Origin of the sequence: Vibrio sp. 1CM24A, from assembly GCF_023161725.1 — a bacterium.
Lineage (GTDB): Bacteria > Pseudomonadota > Gammaproteobacteria > Enterobacterales > Vibrionaceae > Vibrio > Vibrio coralliirubri.
The window spans coordinates 1-21,358 of sequence record NZ_JALNTS010000006.1; the positions used below are offsets into that span (position 1 = coordinate 1).

The window sequence follows — 21,358 nt, forward strand, 5'->3', positions numbered from 1 at the left end:
TACATTTTAGCTCACGGCTATATTTGGACATAAAAAGACCCCCAATAATTGGTGTCCAACTATTGGGGGTCAGTTCATTACGCTCGGCTTTTAAATTCAGTGTCTAGACTAAAGCGTCTAAGCGACAGGTTGATTAACCTTCGTTACGCTCTGGACGACGACCACGGTTACCACCGCCATTGCCGTTACCATGGCCACGTTCGCCACGGAAGTTACCACGGTGATCGCCACCACGGTTACGGTCGAAACGACGTTCGCCATCACGTCCGCCAGCAGAGTTACCATCGCGAGCACCATCACGGTTGCCACGGTATCCACCACGACCGCCTTCACGGTTACCACCTTCGCGGTTGCCGCCTTCACGGTTACCACGGTAGCCGCCACCATCACGACCGCCACGGTTGCCACCACGGTTGCCATCACGACCGCCGCCGCCACGACGAGGCTCACGGAAGTCGTTGAAATCAACAACTACAGCGCCAGCTTCTTTTTGACGAATGCGAAGTTTGCTTAGCTTACCAGCAGTTTCAGAGTTCATTGCTTTTGGCAGTTGAACGTAAGTAGAACCTTGGTCTAGCTTGATAGCACCGATAGAACCTTTAGTTAGGCCAAGTTCGTTTGCTAGTGCGCCAACGATGTCTTTAACCTGAACGCCTTGCTCACGGCCAACTTGTAGTTGGTAAGTATCCCAATCTTGAGTATTGAAGTTGCGACCACCACCGTCACGGCCGTTGTCACGATCTTCACGACGCTCTTTGCGACGGTTCTTATCACGCTCAATAGCAGCGATCATTGGGTCTTCGCCAACGTAGAATAGTGGGCTCTTACCTTGCTGACGCTTAAGAAGCATTGCAGCTAGAGTAGCAGCATCAACTTCTAGAGACTCTTGAAGAGTAGAGATAAGACCTGCAAAGTTTTCTAGTGCTTTGCTTTCTTTCTCAGTTTCAAGTTCAGCGCCAAGCTTAGCAACACGTGCAGCAGCAACTTGGTCACGTAGAGGAAGTTGGATTTCTTCCATTTGAGACTTAGTTACGCGCTCGATTGTGCGAAGCATGCGAATTTGGTTAGTGCGAACTAGTAGGATCGCTTTACCTTTACGTCCAGCACGGCCAGTACGACCAATACGGTGGATGTAAGATTCAACATCGAATGGGATGTCGTAGTTGAATACGTGAGTGATACGTGGAACATCAAGACCACGAGCTACAACGTCAGTTGCAACTAGGATGTCGATAACACCTTGTTTGATGTGATCAACAGTACGCTCACGTAGAGACTGAGGAATATCACCGTGCAGTGCAGCAGCTTTGAAGCCACGTGCAGATAGCCAATCAGCTAGACGCTCAGTGTCTTGACGAGTACGTACGAATACGATTGACGCGTCAGTTTCTTCAGTTTCTAGAAGGCGAGACATTGCTTCGTCTTTTTCTACGCCTTTAACAACCCAGAAGTTCTGCGCTACTTTATCAACTGTGTGGTTAGTACCAGCAACGTCAACTTTAGCCGGGTTACGTAGGTAACGGTCAACAATAGTCTTAACCATTGGAGGCATAGTTGCAGAGAAAAGTACACGTTGTGCAGATTCTGGAGCTTGCTCTAGGATCCAAGTAACGTCATCTACGAAGCCCATTTTTAGCATTTCATCTGCTTCATCAAGAACAAATGTGTGTGCTTCATCTAGGTGTAGACGGTCACGAGTTAGTAAGTCTTTAACACGACCTGGAGTACCAACAACAATGTGAGCACCGCGGCTTAGAGCACGCATTTGGTCAACAATTGAAGCACCACCGTAGATTTCAATAACCTTAAGACCTTTGATATCACGGCCAAGGTTTTTGATTTCCGCAGCAACTTGAATCGCTAGCTCACGAGTAGGAGCCATGATGATTGCTTGTGGTTTGTGTTGGTTCAGGTTGATTTTGTTAAGTAAAGGCAGAGAGAATGCTGCTGTTTTACCAGTACCAGTCTGTGCTTTACCTAGTGCGTCACGGCCTTCAAGAAGAAGAGGAATAGCTGCTGCTTGGATTGGAGTCGGAGAAACGAAACCCATGCTATCAAGAGCTGAAAGAATGTTATCGTTTAGGGCTAATTCATTAAATTGAATTACAGATTCGGACATTGGGATCCCACTATATATAAGTAAACAAAAGGTCCCGGGAGCTCTATCAATTCCAATACTGATCCAATCAGATACTGATTCCATTCAGAGTTACGAAGCAGTAATAAAACACTTCAAGCCATTAGGGACGTCTAAGGGAGGCGGATTATTCCCTAAATGCATAAAAAAAGCCAGAAAAAATTGAAATACATCACATATTTTTCGGTTTTCTATCAATACTGGCTATCATATCGTCAAAACTTGATGAATATCTCGTCAGAGCGATAGAGTTCGACCAAATTGATAGAGTTAAATAAGAGGGCAATTAATTTACGCTCTCTTCGGCTTTAAGTAGTAATCGGGCCTCGCAATGATTATAGTGTGCTCAATTGTTCTCGTTAGATAAAAGTCAAATGTTTCAAGATAATCCTCTACTCGCTCAGCTCAAGCAGCAAATCCAAGAAACCCTCCCTAAAAAGGAAGGTACTATCAAAGCCACTGAAAAAGGCTTTGGTTTTCTCGAAGTTGATAGCAAAACAAGCTTCTTTATCCCACCTCCATACATGAAGAAATGTGTGCACGGTGACAAGGTGATTGCCATCATTCGCACAGAGAAAGAGCGCGAAGTAGCAGAGCCTGAGGAATTGGTTGAACAAGGTCTTACTCGCTTTATTGCGCGAGTTAAGCTTTTCAAAGGCCGATTGAACGTTGTTCCTGATCACCCGCAGCTGAAGAAACTGCAACTTAAAGCGAAAGCAATGAAGGGTCTGAACCCTGAAACGCTTAAAGAAGGTGACTGGGTTGTTGCTCATATCGTTCAACACCCATTAAAAGGTGACAATGGCTTCTTGGCTCAGATCTCTGAGAAAATCACAGACGCTGACGACAAGATTGCACCTTGGTGGGTAACGCTGGCACAAAACGATCTACCAAACAGCGAGCCTGAAGGCATCGACAACTGGCTAATCAACGATGACGCCGATCTTGAACGTGTAGACATGACGCACGTCCCTTTTGTGACTATCGATGGCGAAAGCACAAAAGATATGGATGACGCGCTTTACGCGAAGAAGAAAGAGAACGGTGATTTTGAACTGACTATCGCAATTGCTGATCCAACGGCTTACATCTCTCCAGATGATGCGATGGATAAAGTGGCACGCGAGCGCGGTTTCACTATCTACCTTCCTGGTCGCAACATCCCAATGTTGCCTCGTGATCTTGCTGACAACCTATGTTCACTAATAGAGAACGAAGTTCGCCCTGCACTTTGCTGCACAGTAACGGTATCTAAAGATGGTGTTATCGGTGATGACATTAACTTCTTCGCTGCAAACATCAAATCTCATGCTCGTCTTGCTTACGACAACGTATCTGACTGGCTAGAAACAGGTGCATCAGAGAAATGGCAACCATCAGAAGAGATTGCTGCAATTGTTTCTGATCTTCACCAATTTGCTCAAGCACGTTCAGCATGGCGCTCAGCAAACGCTGTTGTGTTCCCAGACCGCCCTGACTACCGCTTTGAACTTAGCGAAGATAACGATGTTGTTGCTATCCACGCTGACATGCGTCGTAGCGCAAACAAGCTGGTTGAAGAATCAATGATCAGCGCGAACATCTGTGCGGGCCGAGTACTAAAAGAAAGCTTCAACCAAGGTGTGTTTAACTGCCACTCTGGTTTCAAGGCTGAGAAAGTCTCTGACGTTCTTGAACTGGTAAACCCGCAAGCAGAAACGCCGTTCACTGAAGAGCAAATCGTTTCTCTAGAAGGTTTTGCTACTCTACGTCGTTGGTTAGGCTCTTTAGATAACAGCTACTACGACAACCGTATTCGTAAATTCCAAGCGTACAGCGAGATCAGCAATGAGCCTGCACCGCACTACGCGATGGGTTTAGATATTTACGCAACTTGGACTTCTCCAATTCGTAAATATGGAGACATGATTAACCACCGTATGCTGAAAGCGCACATTTTAGGTAAAGCGCCAATTCAAACACCAGATGAAACCATTGGTGATGAACTTGCTCTGCACCGCCGTCACCACGGCATGGCTGAGCGTAATGTTGGCGATTGGTTGTATGCTCGCACTCTAGCCAATGCTCCAGCAGAAGAAACTCGTTTCCAAGCTGAGATTTTCGATATTAACCGTGCAGGTATGCGTGTACGTTTACTTGAAAATGGTGCGGCTGCATTTATTCCTGGATCTCTCATTCTTGATAATAAAGAAAGAATAGAGTGCAACGGTGATATGGGTACTGTATCTATCGATAAAGAAATGGTATACAAACTGGGAGACGTTTTAGAAGTAGTTCTCTCAGAAGTTAATCAGGAAAACCGTAACTTAGTAGCAAAACCTACTCAAGTATTTGCGGACTTGCCTAGCGAGCCTGAAACGACAAACGAAACCGAAGCTTAAAGGCTTAAAGGCTTAAAGGCTTAAAGGCTTAAACAGCTACAGCTTTCAAAGTTACGGCTTTCAAGGTCAAAGCTTTCAAGGTCAAAAGCTTCAAAGGTTCACTTCTAAAGGCGCTAATTATTAGCGCCTTTTTTGTAAATGTCTCATGCTTAAACAATACTTAAAAAAAACAATCAATAAGCAATCAATTTACAACGTCAAAGAAGCTCACTATGTCATCAATCACAGTTACTCAGTTCAGAAACTTCATTCCCAGGAGACGAGAACGTTATCCTGCCTCTAAAAACGGTATCTTCATGGTATCGAAAGGCAGCATTTCTTTTGTGTTACCCAATGGTACTCAAGCCTCGTTGCAAGCCGGAGATTTCACCCTTTACAATTCTGGTCAGATTAAAGACATCACGGTTAACACTGAAAATGGCGAATTCAGTGCAACCTGCTTAGATTTTGATTTGGCTATCTTTCAGAAGTTCATTAATCAGTTCAGCGATTTAGAATCCACTCGAATCCCAGATAAGTACATTAAGTTCAATCAAACAGATACTGAGCTCTGTCAGTTGAAAGATCTCATCATGTCACTCGCCAACTCTTCTTCTCAGAATGACTACGCACTCACTCAGTTAGGCTTAAGCTTGCTGTCTTTGATGGTGGAACAGTACCCTGCTCTATTGGCTATTATTGCTCGAGCTTCAAGGTTAACCGTGACCCAAAGAGTCATTCATTACATCGAGCAAAACATTGAAAACAATATCTCTTTGGATACGCTCGCCAGTTACATGGGAATGTCACCGGCTACGCTTAAACGTCGCTTATCGGCTGAAGATCTGTCGTTCTCAAACCTATTAAAGATAAAACGTATTGCTCATGCGGCCACTCAGCTAAGAACATCGGATAAGTCGATCACTCAAATCGCGTATGAATCCGGTTTTAAAAGTGCCGCTCACTTCAGCACGGCCTTTAAAACGTATCACGGCAAAACACCAAAAGACTTCCGAGCGCTAGTGGCACAAGCACAACTGCAAAGCGTAAAGCCGCAAGTTTAAACAAACAAAGCAATAGATTGACGTGAACGTCTTAGTTGGGAACTGGTGTAAACCAAGTGGCTTCAATATTAAGCCACTTGGATGGGGGATGAGATCATTTGGCTTTGGGATTCAGTGGTTGAGTTTTCAGACTCATTGATTCAGCTTTGCGAGCAGGCCACCAGCAAACGTGAAACCAGAGTGACTATGACCAGAAATACGATTTAGGGTCTTTTTCTATCTCAACCAAGATAGCATCAAGATCCTTTGATTTAGGCAGGTACGGATAAGGCCCCCAATTAACAGAGTCGGTTTCGACATCCCCTTCAAGCGGCACCATCACTAACCAACAAGATAACGACTCATCAAAAGTCACGCAGGCGATCTCGTTTGTATAATCACTGTGAGATGAGTCGAGTAGATAATGCGCCTGAGAAAACAGCACACCACCCTCACACTCTTCATATAGGGATTTACCTAGCTCGACAGGTAAACTGCGATTTCGAGATGTACAGAGCTTCTCAGCCCCAATTAAAAGACGATTCAGTTCGATATGAATGACGGACATAACACCCCTTGTAACTTCATAGAAACTTCTAAGTAGTGAATTCCTCTACTTAGCTTAGGACTCAACAAACATTTTAGCGAACAAGCGCAATCAAAATACCCGCCCTGCTCCCAGAAACGAATTTTGCTCTCGTAAACCCAAAAAGCTATCACTCATCAATCAAACAGCTATACATCGAGCGTATGGAATTTCACAAAAGTGTCATATAACCGACCTATCATATGCGACAAATGTTATTAACTAGGAGTTGTTTATGTTACGAGTCGCGCTTGCCTCTCTTTTATCCTTAGCCCTGTCTTCTCATGCTGCTTTAGCACAAGAAACCACTATTTCGGGCTCCACTTCAGTATCACGAGTGATGGATGTATTAGCTGAGGAGTACAACAAGACTCACCCTGATAACTATATTGCGGTTCAGGGCATTGGTTCTACAGCAGGTATTACCATGGTTAATAAAGGTGTCTCTGACATCGGTATGAGCTCACGTTATTTAACCGACCGCGAACAGGACGATAAGTTGAAGGTATTTCCAATTGCCTTTGACGGCCTAGCTGTCGTAACTAACCGCTCAAACGCTGTAAGCAACGTTACACGTGAGCAGCTGTTCGATATCTACAAAGGCAAGATCACGAACTGGAAAGCTGTAGGTGGCGCAGATCAGCCTATCGCAGTTGTCACTCGCGAAGCCTCTTCTGGTTCACGTTACAGCTTCGAAAGCTTGCTTGGTTTAACGAAGATCATTAATGACCGTCTAGTGTCTGACATCAACCCAAATAACTTGGTTGTAAACAGCAACAGCATGGTTAAAACGATTGTTAACCATAACCCGCATGCGATTGGTTTTATCTCTGTTGGTTCGATCGACCGTTCGATTAAAGCAATCACATTTGAAGGCGTAGAGCCAACATCTAAGAACATTGCTAACCACAGCTATGAATTGGCTCGCCCATTCTTGTTATTGCACAAGACAGACTCAGTTTCTGACGAAAGCAAAGACTTCATCAAGTTCGTGAAGTCAAAGCAAGGGCAAGACCTTATCGAAGAGTACGGCTACACTCGCATTAAATAAGTGAGTGAGTTTTATCCTATGAAAAAAAGAGAGAGCATTAAGCTCTCTCTTTTTTTGGAATCTATATGGTTCGTTTAGAAGTGAAGTTGAATCACTGAAACGATCACAGCGCCAGGACGACGAATACCTTCGATTTCTACGCGGATTTCGCGTTCAATCTCTAGGCCTTTCTTAATTGGCGTTACTTTTGTTAGCGTACTCTTAGCACGAACGTTACTGCCCGATTTAACAGGGTATGGGAAACGTACTTGGTTAAGACCAATGTTTACGACCATCTTCGCTGTTGGGAATTGAGACTTGTCAGGGTCAACACTGTCAGTCAATCGAGGAAGCAGAGATAAAGTTAAAAAACCATGTGCGATGGTTGTTTTGAACGGAGAGTCTGTTTCCGCTTTTTCAGGCTCAGTGTGGATCCACTGCATATCTTCAGTAACAAGGCCGAACTGGTTAATACGGTCTTGACTTACATTGATCCAGTCGCCAGTATGGATGACTTCACCGATCTGCTGATTAAGCTCATCAAACACAAATTGTGCTTCTGGCTTAAGTACGATCGGCTGTTCCACCGGCATCTCTGGCGCATCTTCATTGACAGCAGGTTTGTGGTGATCACGAACCCACGCAAAGAAATGGCTATTTTGCGTACGATTAAGAAAGTCGCCCCAGTAATCTCTAAGAGCTGGAGACATCCATTGCATAAACTCTGAGTGTTGCGAAGACATGCTATCGCCTCGGTGTTTAAATAAATCAATGACCTTCATAAGAACCTCAATGCACAAAAAATTTCAATATAACTTCGTAATTTTGAAACACTTCACACTATTGTGCAAATGTTTTCGAGCATACACCCGTTAGCTGAACCTTGTTAAAATTATATTAAACATACACTTACCAATAAAACATCATTTTATTACAAAACCCAAATTAGAGTGTTAGCTCTATCACATAACAAACATTTGTTTATATAAAAGACGTTTTTATTCATAAGTGGAATAAAAAAGGCTTAGCGCAATGCTAAGCCTTAGTTTTTACAAGGATTTAATTCCCCAAGGGTTGGTCTTGTAAGAGACGAATCTTACAAGACACTCAATCCCCTATTCGTCATCAAGCGGAACCAGCTTGGTATTACCGCCGTGTGCTTTCTCACGCTTACGTTGCACGAATGCGTAGAAGCCAGGGATTAGGAACGTACCCGCCAGTAATACACATAGCAGACCGCCGATCAGTGAAATACCTAGAGAGTTCTGACTCACGTGACCTGCGCCCGCAGCGAAGATAAGCGGGAAGATACCTAAGATGAACGACCAAGACGTCATGTTCACAGCACGGAAACGCAGCGTACCGCCCTTCACCGCCGCATCTTCAATCGGTGCGTCTTTCTCTTCACGCTCAACCTTTGCGAATTCCACAATCAAGATTGCGTTCTTCGCGGCCAAGGCTATCAAGAGAACCAAACCAATTTGTGCATAAAGGTTCAGCGGTGTACCCGTTAGATTCAATGCTAAGAAGGAGCCTAAGGTTGCGACAGGTACCACGAGGATAATCGCAATCGGTATTGTCCAACTCTCGTATTGAGCCACCATAAACAGGTAGATGAAGATCAGAGCCAGTGCGAAAGCAAAAATAGCTTGGTTACCTGCTAGTACTTCTTGGTAAGCCATGCCAGTCCATTCGTACTGATAACCCTGAGGCAATACTTCTGCAGCTACGCGTTCCATTGCCGCAATCGCATCACCACTTGAGTAACCTTCTGCAGGTTGACCTTGAATCACGGCACTGCGGTACATGTTGTAACGCCATGCTACATCTGGTTCAAAGATCTGGTCGTAAGTCACCAATGTGCTTAACGGGATCATCTCGCCATTAGACGAACGAACGTGGAATCGTTGTAGGTCGTCCATGCTACTACGGTGTTCACTGTCAGCTTGCATGGTTACGCGGAAGTTCTTACCAAACATGGTGAAATCATTCACGTACAGAGAACCTAGATTACCTTGTAGTGTTTGGAAGATTTCCGACAACGGAATACCAAGTTGCTGCGCTTTCTCACGGTCAATGTCGACATAGTAGTGAGGTACATTAGCGCGGAAGGTACTGAATGTATGTGAAATCTCAGGCTGTTTTGCGGCCTCAGCAATCACGTCGTTCATAACCATCGCGAGATCAGTACGGCTACGACCTAGTGTATCTTCAAGAACGAACTCAAAACCAGACGCTGCACCCATACCTGGTACTGCTGGAGGTCCCATTGCAAATACAATCGCTTGAGGCAATTCTGTTGCTGCTCGACCGTTAATACGTTGTGAGATAGCTTGCGCTGAATGTTGACCGTCCAGTGCGTTACGCATATCCCAATCATGCAGTTTGATAAATAGCGACGCGCCATTCGAAGCAGAAGCGCCCGTCATGAATGCATAGCCATTAACCAGTGTTACGCCATCAACACCCGGCTCTTGCTCAACCATCTCTAGCAATTGCTCAGTCACATCTTCTGTACGAGACAGTGATGCCGCGTCAGGAAGCTGCACGTTAACCAGCAAGATGCCTTTATCTTCTTGAGGTACAAATGCCGTAGACGTAGTTTTCGCGAAGTAAGTTACCGCCGCTAGTGCCACAACAAAGAAGGTAAACAGTAGAACACCCTTTTTCACAAGGAAGCCTGCAATTTGACCGTACTTGTTGGTTACGGATTCAAGACCACGGTTAAACGCTTGGTACCAACGTGCTGTGTTACCACCGCCCTGTTTAAGAACCAATGAACACAATGCTGGTGACAGCGTTAGTGCGTTAATAGAAGAGATAACAACCGCAATACAGATAGTCAGAGCGAACTGACGATACATGATGCCGGTGATACCTGGCAGCATGGCTACTGGAATGAATACTGCTAACAGAACCAATGTAGAAGTAATGATCGGACCCGTTACTTCTTTCATCGCGATCAGCGTTGCTTTACGCGGCGAAATGGTTGGGTCTTTAGCCATCGTGGTATCAACGTTCTCGATAACCAAGATCGCATCATCTACTACGATACCAATCGCTAGTATCAAACCAAACAGGGTTACCGTGTTGATGGTAAAGCCCGTCATCTGCATGATTGCAAAGGTACCAATCAAAGATACTGGAATCGCGACCACAGGAATCAAGGTTGCACGCGCACTACCCAAGAACAGGTACGTTACCGCAATAACCAGCAAGATAGCTTCGATTAGGGTCTTTACTACCCCTTTGATCGACTCAGCAACAAACAGTGTGGTGTCATAGCTCGCCTCATAAGCAACGCCTTCAGGGAAATTCTTGCTTAAGTTTTCCAGCATCGCCATCACCGCTTTGCCACTTTCCAGAGCATTAGCGTCTGACTGAAGTGACAGCGTTACGATAGAAGCGTCTTGACCACGATATTTACCATTGCCGTCGTAGAACTTTTTACCAAGCTCAACACGTGCGATGTCTTTTAAGTAAACCGTTGAACCATCTTGGCTAGCGCGAAGCACAACATTTTCAAACTCATCAGCCGTTTCTAGTCGGCCTTTTGTTACCAAGTTGAACTGCACTTCTTGTGCGTTGTCGTAAGGTGCTGCACCAATACGACCAGCCGCTACCTGAACGTTCTGTTCAGCCAAGGCGCGATTCACGTCAGAGGTGGTTATATTGAGGTTAGCCATTTTCTCAGGATCTAACCAAACACGCATCGCGTATTCACCACCACCCAATACGTTAACTTCACTGATGCCCTTCACACGAGCCAGCTGATCTTTAATGTTCAAGTTCACGTAGTTGATCAGGAATTGGTCGTTGTACTCACCGTTTGGCGAGTAGAAGTTCAATACCATCAACAGGTCCGGAGAACGCTTCTTAACCGTTACACCCACCATTCTTACTTCTTGTGGAAGCTTCGATTCGATCTGAGCAACTCGGTTCTGAACGTTGACCTGAGCCATATCTGGATCAGTACCAACATCAAAGGTCACGTTAAGGTTGTATGAACCATCGTTAGCACTTTTAGAAGACATGTAGATCATATCTTCTACGCCGTTAACCGACGTTTCTATGGGGTCGGCTATCGCCTGTTCCACCACTTCAGCACTTGCGCCCGTGTAGAATGCCGAAACACTGACCGACGGTGGACTAATTTTTGGATATTCAGCCACTGGCAAGATAGCGAGAGAAATCGCACCCGCCAGCGTTAAGATTATAGATATAACAAGGGCGAACTTAGGCCTTTGAATAAAGAAACGACTTAACATAAATAGCCCCCTTACTCAGCTTGTTCAGCAGAAGCTTGAATACGAACAGACATACCATTACGTACACGCTGTAGGCCTTGAGTGATGACCGCGTCGTTTTTCTCTAGTCCAGAATGAACAATCACGCCACCTTCAATCTGGCGACCCATCTCGATGTTTCTGCGCTCAGCAACGGGTTCAGCTTCGCCTTCAACCAATACCATCACAAAGTCACCTTCGAGGTCGGTTTGCACTGCGCGACGAGGAATAGTCACAACATCAATAGGTTGTTTTTCACGTAGATCAACGCGAACGTGTTGGCCTGGAAGTAATTGCTGATTCGGATTATCGGCAATCGCGCGCATCGCGATCGTACCAGTATTGAGGTTGATACGGTTGCCCAAGAAGTCAAGCTGACCTAGGTGTTCGAACGCTTCACCATTTTCAAGCATGATCTGAACTTCAACACCTGCAGAGTCGCTGCTGCCATCGCCTTCGATACGGTCCATACCCAGCTCAATACGCTCACGCTCACTGATGCTGAACGATGCGTGGATTGGGTCTAGGCTAACCAAAGTCGTCAGCACACCTGAAGACGGTGAAACCAGATCACCCGTGCTCACTTTGGTATCGCTAATACGGCCAGAGAAAGGCGCGATGATTTTGGTATGAGAAAGCTGAACATTCGCAGCATTTAGCTGTGCTTGGCTTGCTTCAAGCTGTGCTTGAGAACCTAACAAGTTTGCGGTTAATGCATCGAATTCAGATTGAGAGATACTGCCTTTCGGAAGTAGGTTTTTACCACGATTAAAATCAAGCTCAGCTTTTTTAAGGTTCGCGTTCGCTTGAGCAACAGACGCTTTTGCGCTTGCTACTTCGGCTTCAAACGAAGAAGGTTCAATCGAGTAAAGCAATTGACCCTTTTCAACCATTTGGCCTTCATTAAAATGACGGCTTTGTAGGTAGCCAGAAACCTGCGCTGTAATAGCCGTGTCTTCAACGGCTTCTATACGACCGATATACGACTTACTTTGCTGGTGAGAAACAACGCTAACATCCTGTACAGCTACGAGAGGTAAAGGTGCTTGCTTGGCATTTTGAGCATCTTGCCCACACCCAGCAAGAATAAGAGAGCTTGCAAGAGCCGTAAGGATCAACTTTTTACGCATGGTTATACCGTCACTTATTAGTATTTGAACAGCATAAAATTTACGTAACACGTCTGTTACCATTGTCCGAGGAATATCAATTATAACTAGGCAAAGTGTATCAATATGTTAATTGAAACCAAGTGCTTATAAAGTGATTACAAACACGCTACAATTCCTAAGTAAATCAATCTCTCAGCTTTTGTTCTCTATGGATATTGTCTAACATAATGTATTGTCAGACAGATAAGCATTCACATTTAATTGTTAAGGAATTCTCATGATTTCAAAATGGGCTAAACGTTTCTATCAAATGGCGGAATTGGTCGGTTCTTGGAGTAAAGATCCTTCAACTCAAGTCGGCGCCGTAATCACTAAGCACAACCGCATTGTTTCTGTTGGTTTTAATGGCTACCCACATGGCGTGTCTGATAGTGCGGATACTGATGACAGAGAGATGAAGTACCTAAAGACGCTTCACGCTGAAGAAAATGCAATTTTATTCGCTAAGCGTGATTTGGACAGCTGCGAAATCTGGGTGACGCATTTCCCTTGTCCAAACTGTGCTGCAAAAATCATCCAAACTGGGATTTCAGCGGTACATTGCCCAGAGCAAAGTGAAGATTTCCTTTCTCGCTGGGGCGACAAGATTAAAGTTAGCCAAGATATGTTTGAGCAAGCTGGTGTACAAGTGGATTGGTTACCACTAGCTGACCTAGATTAAGCTAACAGATAGCAAGAACAAAAAAGCCGAGAGTCGATATTATCGCTCTCGGCTTTCTGTTGTTTGGACTTATAGTTTGGTCGCTATATTTTGGAAGCTATAGTTTAGAGGCTATAGCTTGGTCATTGTAAACTGATGAGCAAACTAAGCGCTCGTTGGGAATGCTTCCGCGTACGCTTCCATAAAGTCTTTACGAATATCTTGCTCTAAATGAATCGCTTTTTCGGTCGGACAGAAGATCATAAAGTGCACTTCTTGCTCACCTGTCGAACTACTTGTGATATGGATGTGAGGCTCAGAACCCGGAAGGTCAACGCCAGCGTGCTTTTCGATCACACCGTTGTAACGGCGGGCAACATCGATAAACTCTTCGCAATGCTCTTCAATTTTCACAATAAGACCCGGTACCATAGGGTATAGGTTTACAAAGTCTTTCACCGTCACAAAAAAGTTATGATAAACATAACGCTTCATGAAGTTGAGGTTCTTTACCGGATAAGTGAAGAACATACTATTAGGCAGCGTGGCTGTCTTGCCAGTGAAGTGATATTGCCCATGATACAAATCGATTTCTTGAATCACAGTCGCCATCAAATTGTGCTCAATCACCTCACCGCTGATTTTACCCACTTCGATCCAGTCGCCAATTCTAAATGAACGAGAACTCGCACGCTGAATAGAACCAGTGAAACACAAAATGATCTCTTTTGAAGCGACGACTATAGCAACAGCAATGGCCGTTACTGACAGCGCAAACTCGCTGATTTCGGATTTCCACAGCACAAATAACGTCACTACAATAATCGCGAATGTGCCGTTTTTGGTTCGTGACATCCAGTTACGTTGGTCTTCGCTAAGGAAAGCAACATCACCTCTTATTTGAGATAAGGTGATTCGGCGAATGATTAAAATAATAGTGATAATCAACGCACTAAAAATAAACTTATGAGCGAGTAGAAAATCAATTACTTGCCACAACTTTTCCATTACTTATTCCTTAGCATTACAACAGTTAGCTTTACAACGGTTAGCTTTACAAGAAAGCCGCTAATATCCTTTCTATGAAAAAGCGCTCAACTCCTGAGCGCTCGTATACATTCTGGTATTAGCCTAGCTAAGGCTATCATTTTATCTTGGCAGAAGTAATAAATTGACCAAAAGTTTCACACCAAATCACAACCGTATTAAATCGATTAAGATCAGTACCTTCAGGCAGCTCAACCATAAACCGATCAAATGTTTTCACATCTCCGACTCGAAGTAATTCGCTCTTGCTGTCATTGAATGCCTGCTCGGTTTCAATAAATTTAGGTGATAGGTAAACTTTGTAATCAGGCCCCGGTGCCAGTTCACCTTCAAAAGCTATCGCATTTTCAGAAACCGAGACGATACCTTCTCCCCAATGCAAGAAGTCACTGTCTTGTCGATCTTTAGTGAACTCACCCGTGTAAATAGCCTGTTGGCTGATCGCTTCAACCGAACTTGAAGACGGAGAATCAGGCTCAATCAAGATAGGTAGTGCATAGACACCAAGCCCAAAACCAAAAGCACCCACGGCTAAGTGGGTGCAAAGTAAAACTAACTTTTTCATCGCGTACTCCCTTATGCTTAAAGAGAGTATTATTGAATACTCTTAAAAATACAAAGAGATATAACGCTTTGATATCCTATTTTTGGTAATGAGTCGCCGTACGCTGAGACAATTCGACAATCACTTTTACCGCTTGCTCCATGCCTTGAATAGTAATGAACTCATGAATACCGTGGAAGTTATAGCCGCCAGTGAAGATATTCGGACACGGTAGGCCCATGAAAGATAAGCGAGCGCCGTCTGTACCGCCTCGGATCGGTTTGATCATTGGCTCAACATCGCACTCGATCATCGCTTGCTTCGCTAATTCAATAATATGTTGATGCGGTTCAACCATCTCTTTCATATTGAAGTAGCTATCGGTTAGCACCAGCTCAACACGGCCTTTCTCAAGACGCTCATTCAGCTCATCCACTTTCTGTTGCATGAATGCCTTACGCGCTTCTACACCCTCACGTTCAAAATCACGGATGATGTAACCCAGTTCAGATCGAGCCACACCCACTTCCGCCGATTTCAGGTGGTAGAAGCCTTCATAACCTTCTGTGCACTCAGGTGTTTCTTGCGCAGGCATCATCAATTGGAATTGCGCTGCAATGTTCATCGAGTTCACCATTTTACCTTTTGCGGTGCCCGGGTGAACGTTCACGCCATGACAGATAACATCGGCGCTCGTGGCATTGAAGTTCTCAAATTCCAACTCCCCTACTGGGCCACCATCGATGGTGTACGCCCACTCAGCGCCAAATTTTTCAACGTCAAACAGGTTCGCACCGCGACCAATCTCTTCATCCGGCGTGAAACCAATACAGATGTCGCCGTGCTTGATGTCTGGATTCGCTTTCAGGTAAGCAATTGCACTGATGATTTCAGCGATGCCCGCTTTGTTGTCGGCACCAAGTAGAGTTGTGCCGTCAGTCGTAATAAGGTCGTGACCATGTAAAGAATCAAGGTCTGGGTATTGGCTTGGGTTCAAACTCTCGCCACTTTCCCCTAATTCAATCGTTCCACCTCGGTAATCTTTAATCACTTGTGGTTTCACGTTGGCTCCTGATGCGTCAGGAGCGGTATCCATGTGCGCCACAAAGCCAATCGCAGGCGCTGGATAATCGACATTCGACGGCAGTTTCGCCATCAAGTATCCATTGTCATCTAAAGACACATCAACTAAGTCTAATGCCATCAATTCTAACTTTAAGGCTTCAGCAAAGGTAATTTGACCCGGTGAACTTGGGCATTGCTGATTAGAAGGATCGGATTTGGTATCAAAAGTAACGTAATTCAGAAAACGTTCTACAAGCTTTTCCATAATTCATCTCACCATGGATTAAGTAATTGATTTACTGACTTAATTATTATGTCGATAAGTGATACATCGTTAAATAAATACGAGCACAGAGTCAGTAACGAGGGTTTTCATCTTACGCCCCTGACCATGTATGTAATTGCTCTAAATCATTATTGTGCGAAATTAGATGCGCTTCCTATACTTGAAAACAGAGGGTTTCGTCAGTTCAACATTGCATACGGATGATAAGAGATCGCTTTGTACGCATTCTACGCCCTCCGCTCTCAGCCTAACAAAAGTACAAAGTGGATGATGATCACAATTTATCCTTGATGCAGAATCTGTCATACGTTACACGGAGACACAGTTATGACGATTAATAAATATTTCATTTTCTCTCCTCAAGCCTCTGAGGAAACGCTTCGACCAGTATTAACTGAGAAAGAAGTTCAAAGGCAGGAAGCTCTAAGACAGGCGCAAACCCAGGGTGGGTTAGACACAAACGCGACCTCGTAACTCAATGAATACCTAGCACTATCAAGACCCCTATAAAAAAGCTCTACGCTCTATCCTGTAGAGCTTTTTTTCTTTTTGATCTGTTCTCCTATCCCCCACTCCCAAAAAAACTGAACATTAAACCTTCACTCATTGCTTGTTGTTCTTCACTTCTCGCTCACCGTTTGTCTCATAGTCTCTCGCGAATGTATTTTCACGCATTGCACACGCTAGCTTGCAGCGCTGAGAAATGACTCACTAAACTCCCCGATGCCATACCTTATCGTGTCATTTTATGCTAATAATTCATATTCGTTTTCATTCCTCACTCGCCCTCTTTTCAAAACTATAATGCGAGCACCAGAGAACCTAACCACAGGAACCCCGAATTCAATGGAATATTCAAAGCTAGGAAGTAGTCAAATTCCCGTTTCCCGTATCTGTCTTGGCAGCATGACTTGGGGGCTACAAAATACGCAACAGCAAGCCGACCAACAGATCGAATACTCATTAAGCCAAGGCATTAACTTTATCGATACTGCAGAGATGTACGCGGTTCCACCTTCTCCAGGTACCTACGGCAAAACAGAAGCGATCATTGGTAACTGGTTATCGCGTAACCCACAGCGTCGCCAAGAGTTGATTATCGCGAGCAAAATTGCCGGGCCAGGGCTTCCTTGGGTTCGAGATGGCGGTCCTATAACCGGTGAAGCTGTGATCGCAGCCGTTGACGCGTCATTACAACGCCTACAAACAGACTATATCGACCTTTACCAACTTCATTGGCCAAATCGCACAACGCCTCACTTTGGTAAGCATTTCCCGAATCACATTCGATTCAGTGATATTGACCGAAAACAACATGAAGCTGAGATGTTGGAAATCCTACAAGCACTGGCAAGCTGTATTAAGGCGGGGAAAATTCGCCATGTCGGGCTTTCAGATGATTCTACTTGGGGCATTAACACATACCTCAAGCTGAGTGAAAAACACGATTTGCCACGTATGGTTTCGATTCAGAATGAATTTAGCCTACTGCACGCAAAAGACTGGCCATATCTGATTGAGAACTGCGTGCATGAAGATGTCGCTTATCTGCCATGGTCGCCTTTGGCTGCAGGCATGTTGAGTGGAAAGTACATCGATGGCGCAAGACCAGAAGGCAGCCGTTGGACTTACATGCAACGTAAAGGCATTTTCCGTGATACTGAATCTGCCAATGAAGCGGTTAAAGGCTATGTTGAAGTGGCAAATGCTCACGGGTTCACTCCGAGCCAACTGGCATTGGCTTGGTGTAATCAAGTTGATGGGGTGACGTCCACCATCATCGGTGCAACGACCATGGAGCAATTAAAAGAGAACGTAGCCGCTTTTAGTAAACCGCTATCAGAAGAGATCCTGACTGATATCAATACAGTATTTAAACGCTATCCTGCTCCGTATTAGGCTGTCAGTTCAGCTTAACTTAACTTAACTTAACTTAGGTGAGTAAATCCCATAAGAGCGCGCTATTTAGTGCGCTTTTCTTTTTTAAGTGAGTTGCTTTTGCTTTTTATATGGATCGCATTGAGCTATCACGCTTTTGGTTCTCCAACCTTTGCTCTATAATGCGCGGGCTTATATCTAGGATAAAAACATGATTTCAAAAAACCAATTAAAACTCCTTCGTGCTTTGGGCCAAAAGAAACAACGTAAAGCCCACGGCCTGTTTCTAGTTCAAGGTGAAAAGAACGTTCTTGAGCTGTTCAATAGTGACTTAGTGGTGAAGAACGTCTTTGCTACCGCTGATTTCTTATCTGAAAATCATGCTTCACTGATTGAGTTTGATTGTGTTGAAGCCTCACTGGATGACCTCACCAAAGCGAGCACTTTGGTAAGCAACAATGCCGCGATTTCGGTTGTTGAGATCCCAACGTTTGAGCTACCAGAAGCAACAGGACTGATGATCGCGCTTGATGGCGTTTCAGACCCTGGCAACCTAGGTACGATTATTCGCGTAGCAGACTGGTATGGCATCAAGCATATTGTTGCGAGCAGTGATTGCGCAGACCCATACAACCCTAAAACGATCAGCGCGACTATGGGCAGTTTTGGCCGAGTTCACGTAAGCCAAACTGACTTACCTGCTTACTTAGAGCAAGCGAACCTGCCTGTTTACGGCGCGTTTTTAGAAGGTGAAAGTGTTCATAAGACTGAGTTTACTGCTAACGGCATTTTGTTGATGGGCAGTGAGTCTCACGGCATCCGTGAACACGCGGCTAAATACGTGACGGATAAGATTACGATTCCAGCATTCGGCGGCGCAGAGTCTTTGAACGTGGCAATGGCGACAGGCATTATTCTCGACAACATGCGTCGTCAGCATAGCTAGACCTCTAAGCTAACTAGCCAATCGACAGTGTTCAGATATTAAAAAAGGCGTATTGATTAAATCAGTACGCCTTTTTATTTGAGTTCTTTTCAACAATTACTTTTCTAGCATTGCCAACTTATCAGCTACACCGTTCCACTTTTCAGCTTCATCCATTGGTGCTTTTACTTCCGTTTGCACCGGCCAAATCTCAGCGAGCTCTGCGTTCACTTCGATAAAGATCTTTTGATCTTCTGGCAACTCATCTTCTTGGAAGATCGCCTGAGCATCACATTCAGGTACACACAAGCCACAATCAATACATTCGATTGGGTTGATTACCATGAAATTTGGGCCTTCATGGAACGCATCTGCGGGGCACACTGCCACACAGTCTGTGTATTTACATTGAATACAATTATCGCCTACGACAAATGCCATGATGCTCTGCTCTATAAGTTAGTCAAAATTGAAGAATGGGGATAATACTCATCCCAAAGCAAAATTCAACATCATACGGCTCTAATATCGTGTCTATTTGCTCCATGTTTCCAAATTAGTATGACAGATAAATCAATTTCTCGTAAAATGCGCGCCATTGTGAGCTTATCGCTTCTTTGAACATCAGCGTTTTCATCAAACTCTGTATTAAGAAACGATCAAGCTAAGACACCTATAAAAACGAGACATCGAAATGATACGTTTAACCGAAATTAAACTCCCACTAGACCATGAAGAGTCAGCTATTCAAGACGCTATTGAAGCGAAACTTGGTATTAACTCTGATCAGGTACTTTCTTTTAATATCTTTAAACGTGGCTACGATGCTCGTAAGAAATCAAAGATCTTACTTATCTACACGCTTGACGTTCTCGTTGAAAACGAAGCTGAGTTGTTAGAACAATTCATTAGCGACCCGCACGTAAAAGTGACTCCTGATATGGAGTACAAGTTTGTTGCTAAAGCGGTTGAGAACCAAACTGAGCGCCCCGTGGTTATCGGCTTTGGCCCATGTGGTCTATTCGCTGGCCTAGTGCTTGCTCAAATGGGTTTCAACCCAATCATCGTTGAGCGTGGTAAAGAAGTTCGTGAACGTACTAAAGATACCTTTGGTTTCTGGCGTAAGCGCACACTGAACACTGAATCGAACGTGCAGTTTGGTGAAGGTGGCGCAGGTACATTCTCGGACGGTAAACTGTACAGCCAAGTAAAAGATCCAAAGCACTACGGCCGTAAAGTAATTGAAGAGTTCGTTGCTGCGGGTGCACCAGAAGAAATTCTATACGTAAGTAAGCCGCACATCGGTACCTTTAAACTGGTTACCATGATCGAAAAGATGCGCGCTTCTATCATTGAACTTGGCGGCGAAATCCGTTTCAGCACTCGTGTTGACGACGTTCATATGGAAGATGGCCAAATCACAGGCCTAACGCTTTCTAACGGTGAAGAGATTAAATCTCGTCACGTGGTATTGGCTGTTGGCCACAGTGCTCGTGACACGTTTGAAATGCTGTACGATCGTGGCGTTTACATGGAAGCGAAGCCTTTCTCTGTTGGTTTCCGTATCGAACACAAGCAATCGATGATCGATGAAGCTCGTTTCGGTAAGAACGCAGGCAACCCTATCCTAGGTGCAGCGGACTACAAACTGGTTCACCACTGTAAGAATGGCCGCACTGTATACAGCTTCTGTATGTGCCCAGGCGGTACTGTAGTAGCGGCAACGTCTGAAGAAGGCCGCGTAGTAACAAACGGCATGAGCCAATATTCTCGTGCAGAACGTAACGCAAACAGCGCAATCGTTGTAGGTATCGACCCAGAGCGTGATTACCCAGGTGACGCACTGGCTGGTATCCGTTTACAACGTGAACTAGAAAGCGGCGCTTATGTTCTTGGTGGTGAAAACTACGATGCACCAGCTCAGAAAATCGGTGACTTCTTGAAAGGTCGCGATCCAAGTGCAATCGGTGAAGTACAACCGTCATTCACGCCAGGTATCCACCTGACTGATATTTCAAAAGCGCTGCCTGATTTTGCTATCGAAGCGATTCGTGAAGCAATCCCAGCGTTCGAGAAGAAGATCAAAGGTTTCTCTACGCCAGACGGCCTACTAACCGGTGTTGAGACTCGTACGTCTTCTCCTGTATGCATCAAACGTGACAAAGACTTCCAAAGCATCAACCTTAAGGGCTTCTTCCCCGCTGGTGAAGGTGCAGGCTACGCAGGCGGCATCCTATCTGCTGGTATCGATGGCATTAAGGCTGCAGAAGCGCTAGCACTATCAATGGTAGAGCATAACCAAGCTGAGAAGATTGAGATCGCTTAAGCGCTCAGTCTGCATATCTAAATTGGTTTGTAT

General features: G+C 44.7%; 17 protein-coding genes. 8 read left to right on the forward strand and 9 right to left on the reverse strand.

What is annotated here, in order from left to right; genetic code table 11:
- Positions 1–133: 133 nt before the first annotated feature.
- A complete protein-coding gene (locus MSG38_RS13985; protein ID WP_080582207.1) occupies positions 134–2,203 on the reverse strand; it encodes a DEAD/DEAH box helicase in 2,070 nt (689 codons plus the stop codon).
- Positions 2,204–2,511: 308 nt separating this feature from the next.
- Between MSG38_RS13985 and rnb the strand changes: the two genes are divergently transcribed.
- Together rnb and MSG38_RS13995 are read left to right on the forward strand one after the other, a co-directional pair.
- Entirely contained in the window at positions 2,512–4,518 is a 2,007-nt protein-coding gene (gene rnb, locus MSG38_RS13990; RefSeq protein WP_048614810.1) for an exoribonuclease II, read from the forward strand.
- Positions 4,519–4,730: 212 nt separating this feature from the next.
- Positions 4,731–5,561 carry an AraC family transcriptional regulator gene (locus MSG38_RS13995; RefSeq protein ID WP_248402019.1) on the forward strand — a complete coding sequence of 277 codons (831 nt, stop codon included), beginning with the start codon at positions 4,731–4,733 and terminating at the stop codon, positions 5,559–5,561.
- A 184-nt stretch (positions 5,562–5,745) separates the two neighbouring features.
- Here the strand turns inward: MSG38_RS13995 and MSG38_RS14000 are convergent, their stop codons facing one another.
- Positions 5,746–6,108, reverse strand: a complete 363-nt coding sequence (locus MSG38_RS14000; protein ID WP_248402020.1) for a DUF3024 domain-containing protein — start codon at positions 6,106–6,108, stop codon at positions 5,746–5,748.
- A gap of 253 nt (positions 6,109–6,361) precedes the next feature.
- Here MSG38_RS14000 and MSG38_RS14005 point away from each other — a divergent pair, with 253 nt between their 5' ends.
- Positions 6,362–7,177 (forward strand): phosphate ABC transporter substrate-binding protein, encoded by an 816-nt coding sequence (locus MSG38_RS14005; protein ID WP_048610785.1) that lies wholly within the window; start codon positions 6,362–6,364, stop codon positions 7,175–7,177.
- Positions 7,178–7,251: 74 nt separating this feature from the next.
- Here the strand turns inward: MSG38_RS14005 and MSG38_RS14010 are convergent, their stop codons facing one another.
- From MSG38_RS14010 to MSG38_RS14020, 3 genes are all read right to left on the reverse strand, one after another.
- Entirely contained in the window at positions 7,252–7,938 is a 687-nt protein-coding gene (locus MSG38_RS14010) for a MaoC family dehydratase (protein ID WP_248402021.1), read from the reverse strand.
- A gap of 333 nt (positions 7,939–8,271) precedes the next feature.
- A complete protein-coding gene (locus tag MSG38_RS14015) occupies positions 8,272–11,424 on the reverse strand; it encodes a multidrug efflux RND transporter permease subunit (RefSeq protein ID WP_050644317.1) in 3,153 nt (1,050 codons plus the stop codon).
- 11 nt (positions 11,425–11,435) lie between these two features.
- Positions 11,436–12,572: an efflux RND transporter periplasmic adaptor subunit gene (locus MSG38_RS14020; protein WP_048614803.1), complete on the reverse strand. Its 1,137-nt coding sequence runs from the start codon at positions 12,570–12,572 to the stop codon at positions 11,436–11,438.
- Positions 12,573–12,831: 259 nt separating this feature from the next.
- On the opposite strand from MSG38_RS14020, the gene MSG38_RS14025 reads away from it, so the two are divergent.
- Positions 12,832–13,275 (forward strand): cytidine/deoxycytidylate deaminase family protein, encoded by a 444-nt coding sequence (locus MSG38_RS14025; RefSeq protein ID WP_004737813.1) that lies wholly within the window; start codon positions 12,832–12,834, stop codon positions 13,273–13,275.
- A gap of 144 nt (positions 13,276–13,419) precedes the next feature.
- On the opposite strand, the gene MSG38_RS14030 is transcribed toward MSG38_RS14025, so the two are convergent.
- From MSG38_RS14030 to pepT, 3 genes are all read right to left on the reverse strand, one after another.
- Complete coding sequence (locus MSG38_RS14030) at positions 13,420–14,262, reverse strand: mechanosensitive ion channel family protein (protein ID WP_048606011.1); 843 nt, start codon at positions 14,260–14,262, stop codon at positions 13,420–13,422.
- A 136-nt stretch (positions 14,263–14,398) separates the two neighbouring features.
- Positions 14,399–14,866, reverse strand: coding sequence for a DM13 domain-containing protein (locus MSG38_RS14035; protein WP_048606009.1), 468 nt, complete (start codon positions 14,864–14,866; stop codon positions 14,399–14,401).
- A 76-nt stretch (positions 14,867–14,942) separates the two neighbouring features.
- Complete coding sequence (pepT, locus tag MSG38_RS14040; RefSeq protein ID WP_248402022.1) at positions 14,943–16,175, reverse strand: peptidase T; 1,233 nt, start codon at positions 16,173–16,175, stop codon at positions 14,943–14,945.
- A gap of 348 nt (positions 16,176–16,523) precedes the next feature.
- Here pepT and MSG38_RS14045 point away from each other — a divergent pair, with 348 nt between their 5' ends.
- From MSG38_RS14045 to MSG38_RS14055, 3 genes are all read left to right on the forward strand, one after another.
- Positions 16,524–16,670 (forward strand): hypothetical protein, encoded by a 147-nt coding sequence (locus tag MSG38_RS14045; RefSeq protein WP_012600995.1) that lies wholly within the window; start codon positions 16,524–16,526, stop codon positions 16,668–16,670.
- Between the two features lie 372 nt (positions 16,671–17,042).
- Positions 17,043–18,095, forward strand: a complete 1,053-nt coding sequence (locus MSG38_RS14050) for an aldo/keto reductase (protein ID WP_282450450.1) — start codon at positions 17,043–17,045, stop codon at positions 18,093–18,095.
- 190 nt (positions 18,096–18,285) lie between these two features.
- A complete protein-coding gene (locus MSG38_RS14055; RefSeq protein ID WP_248402023.1) occupies positions 18,286–19,020 on the forward strand; it encodes an RNA methyltransferase in 735 nt (244 codons plus the stop codon).
- Positions 19,021–19,116: 96 nt separating this feature from the next.
- Here MSG38_RS14055 and fdxA read toward each other — a convergent pair whose 3' ends face one another.
- Entirely contained in the window at positions 19,117–19,440 is a 324-nt protein-coding gene (fdxA, locus tag MSG38_RS14060; RefSeq protein WP_050650887.1) for a ferredoxin FdxA, read from the reverse strand.
- Between the two features lie 253 nt (positions 19,441–19,693).
- Here fdxA and MSG38_RS14065 point away from each other — a divergent pair, with 253 nt between their 5' ends.
- Entirely contained in the window at positions 19,694–21,325 is a 1,632-nt protein-coding gene (locus MSG38_RS14065; RefSeq protein WP_248402024.1) for an NAD(P)/FAD-dependent oxidoreductase, read from the forward strand.
- Positions 21,326–21,358: the final 33 nt, after the last annotated feature.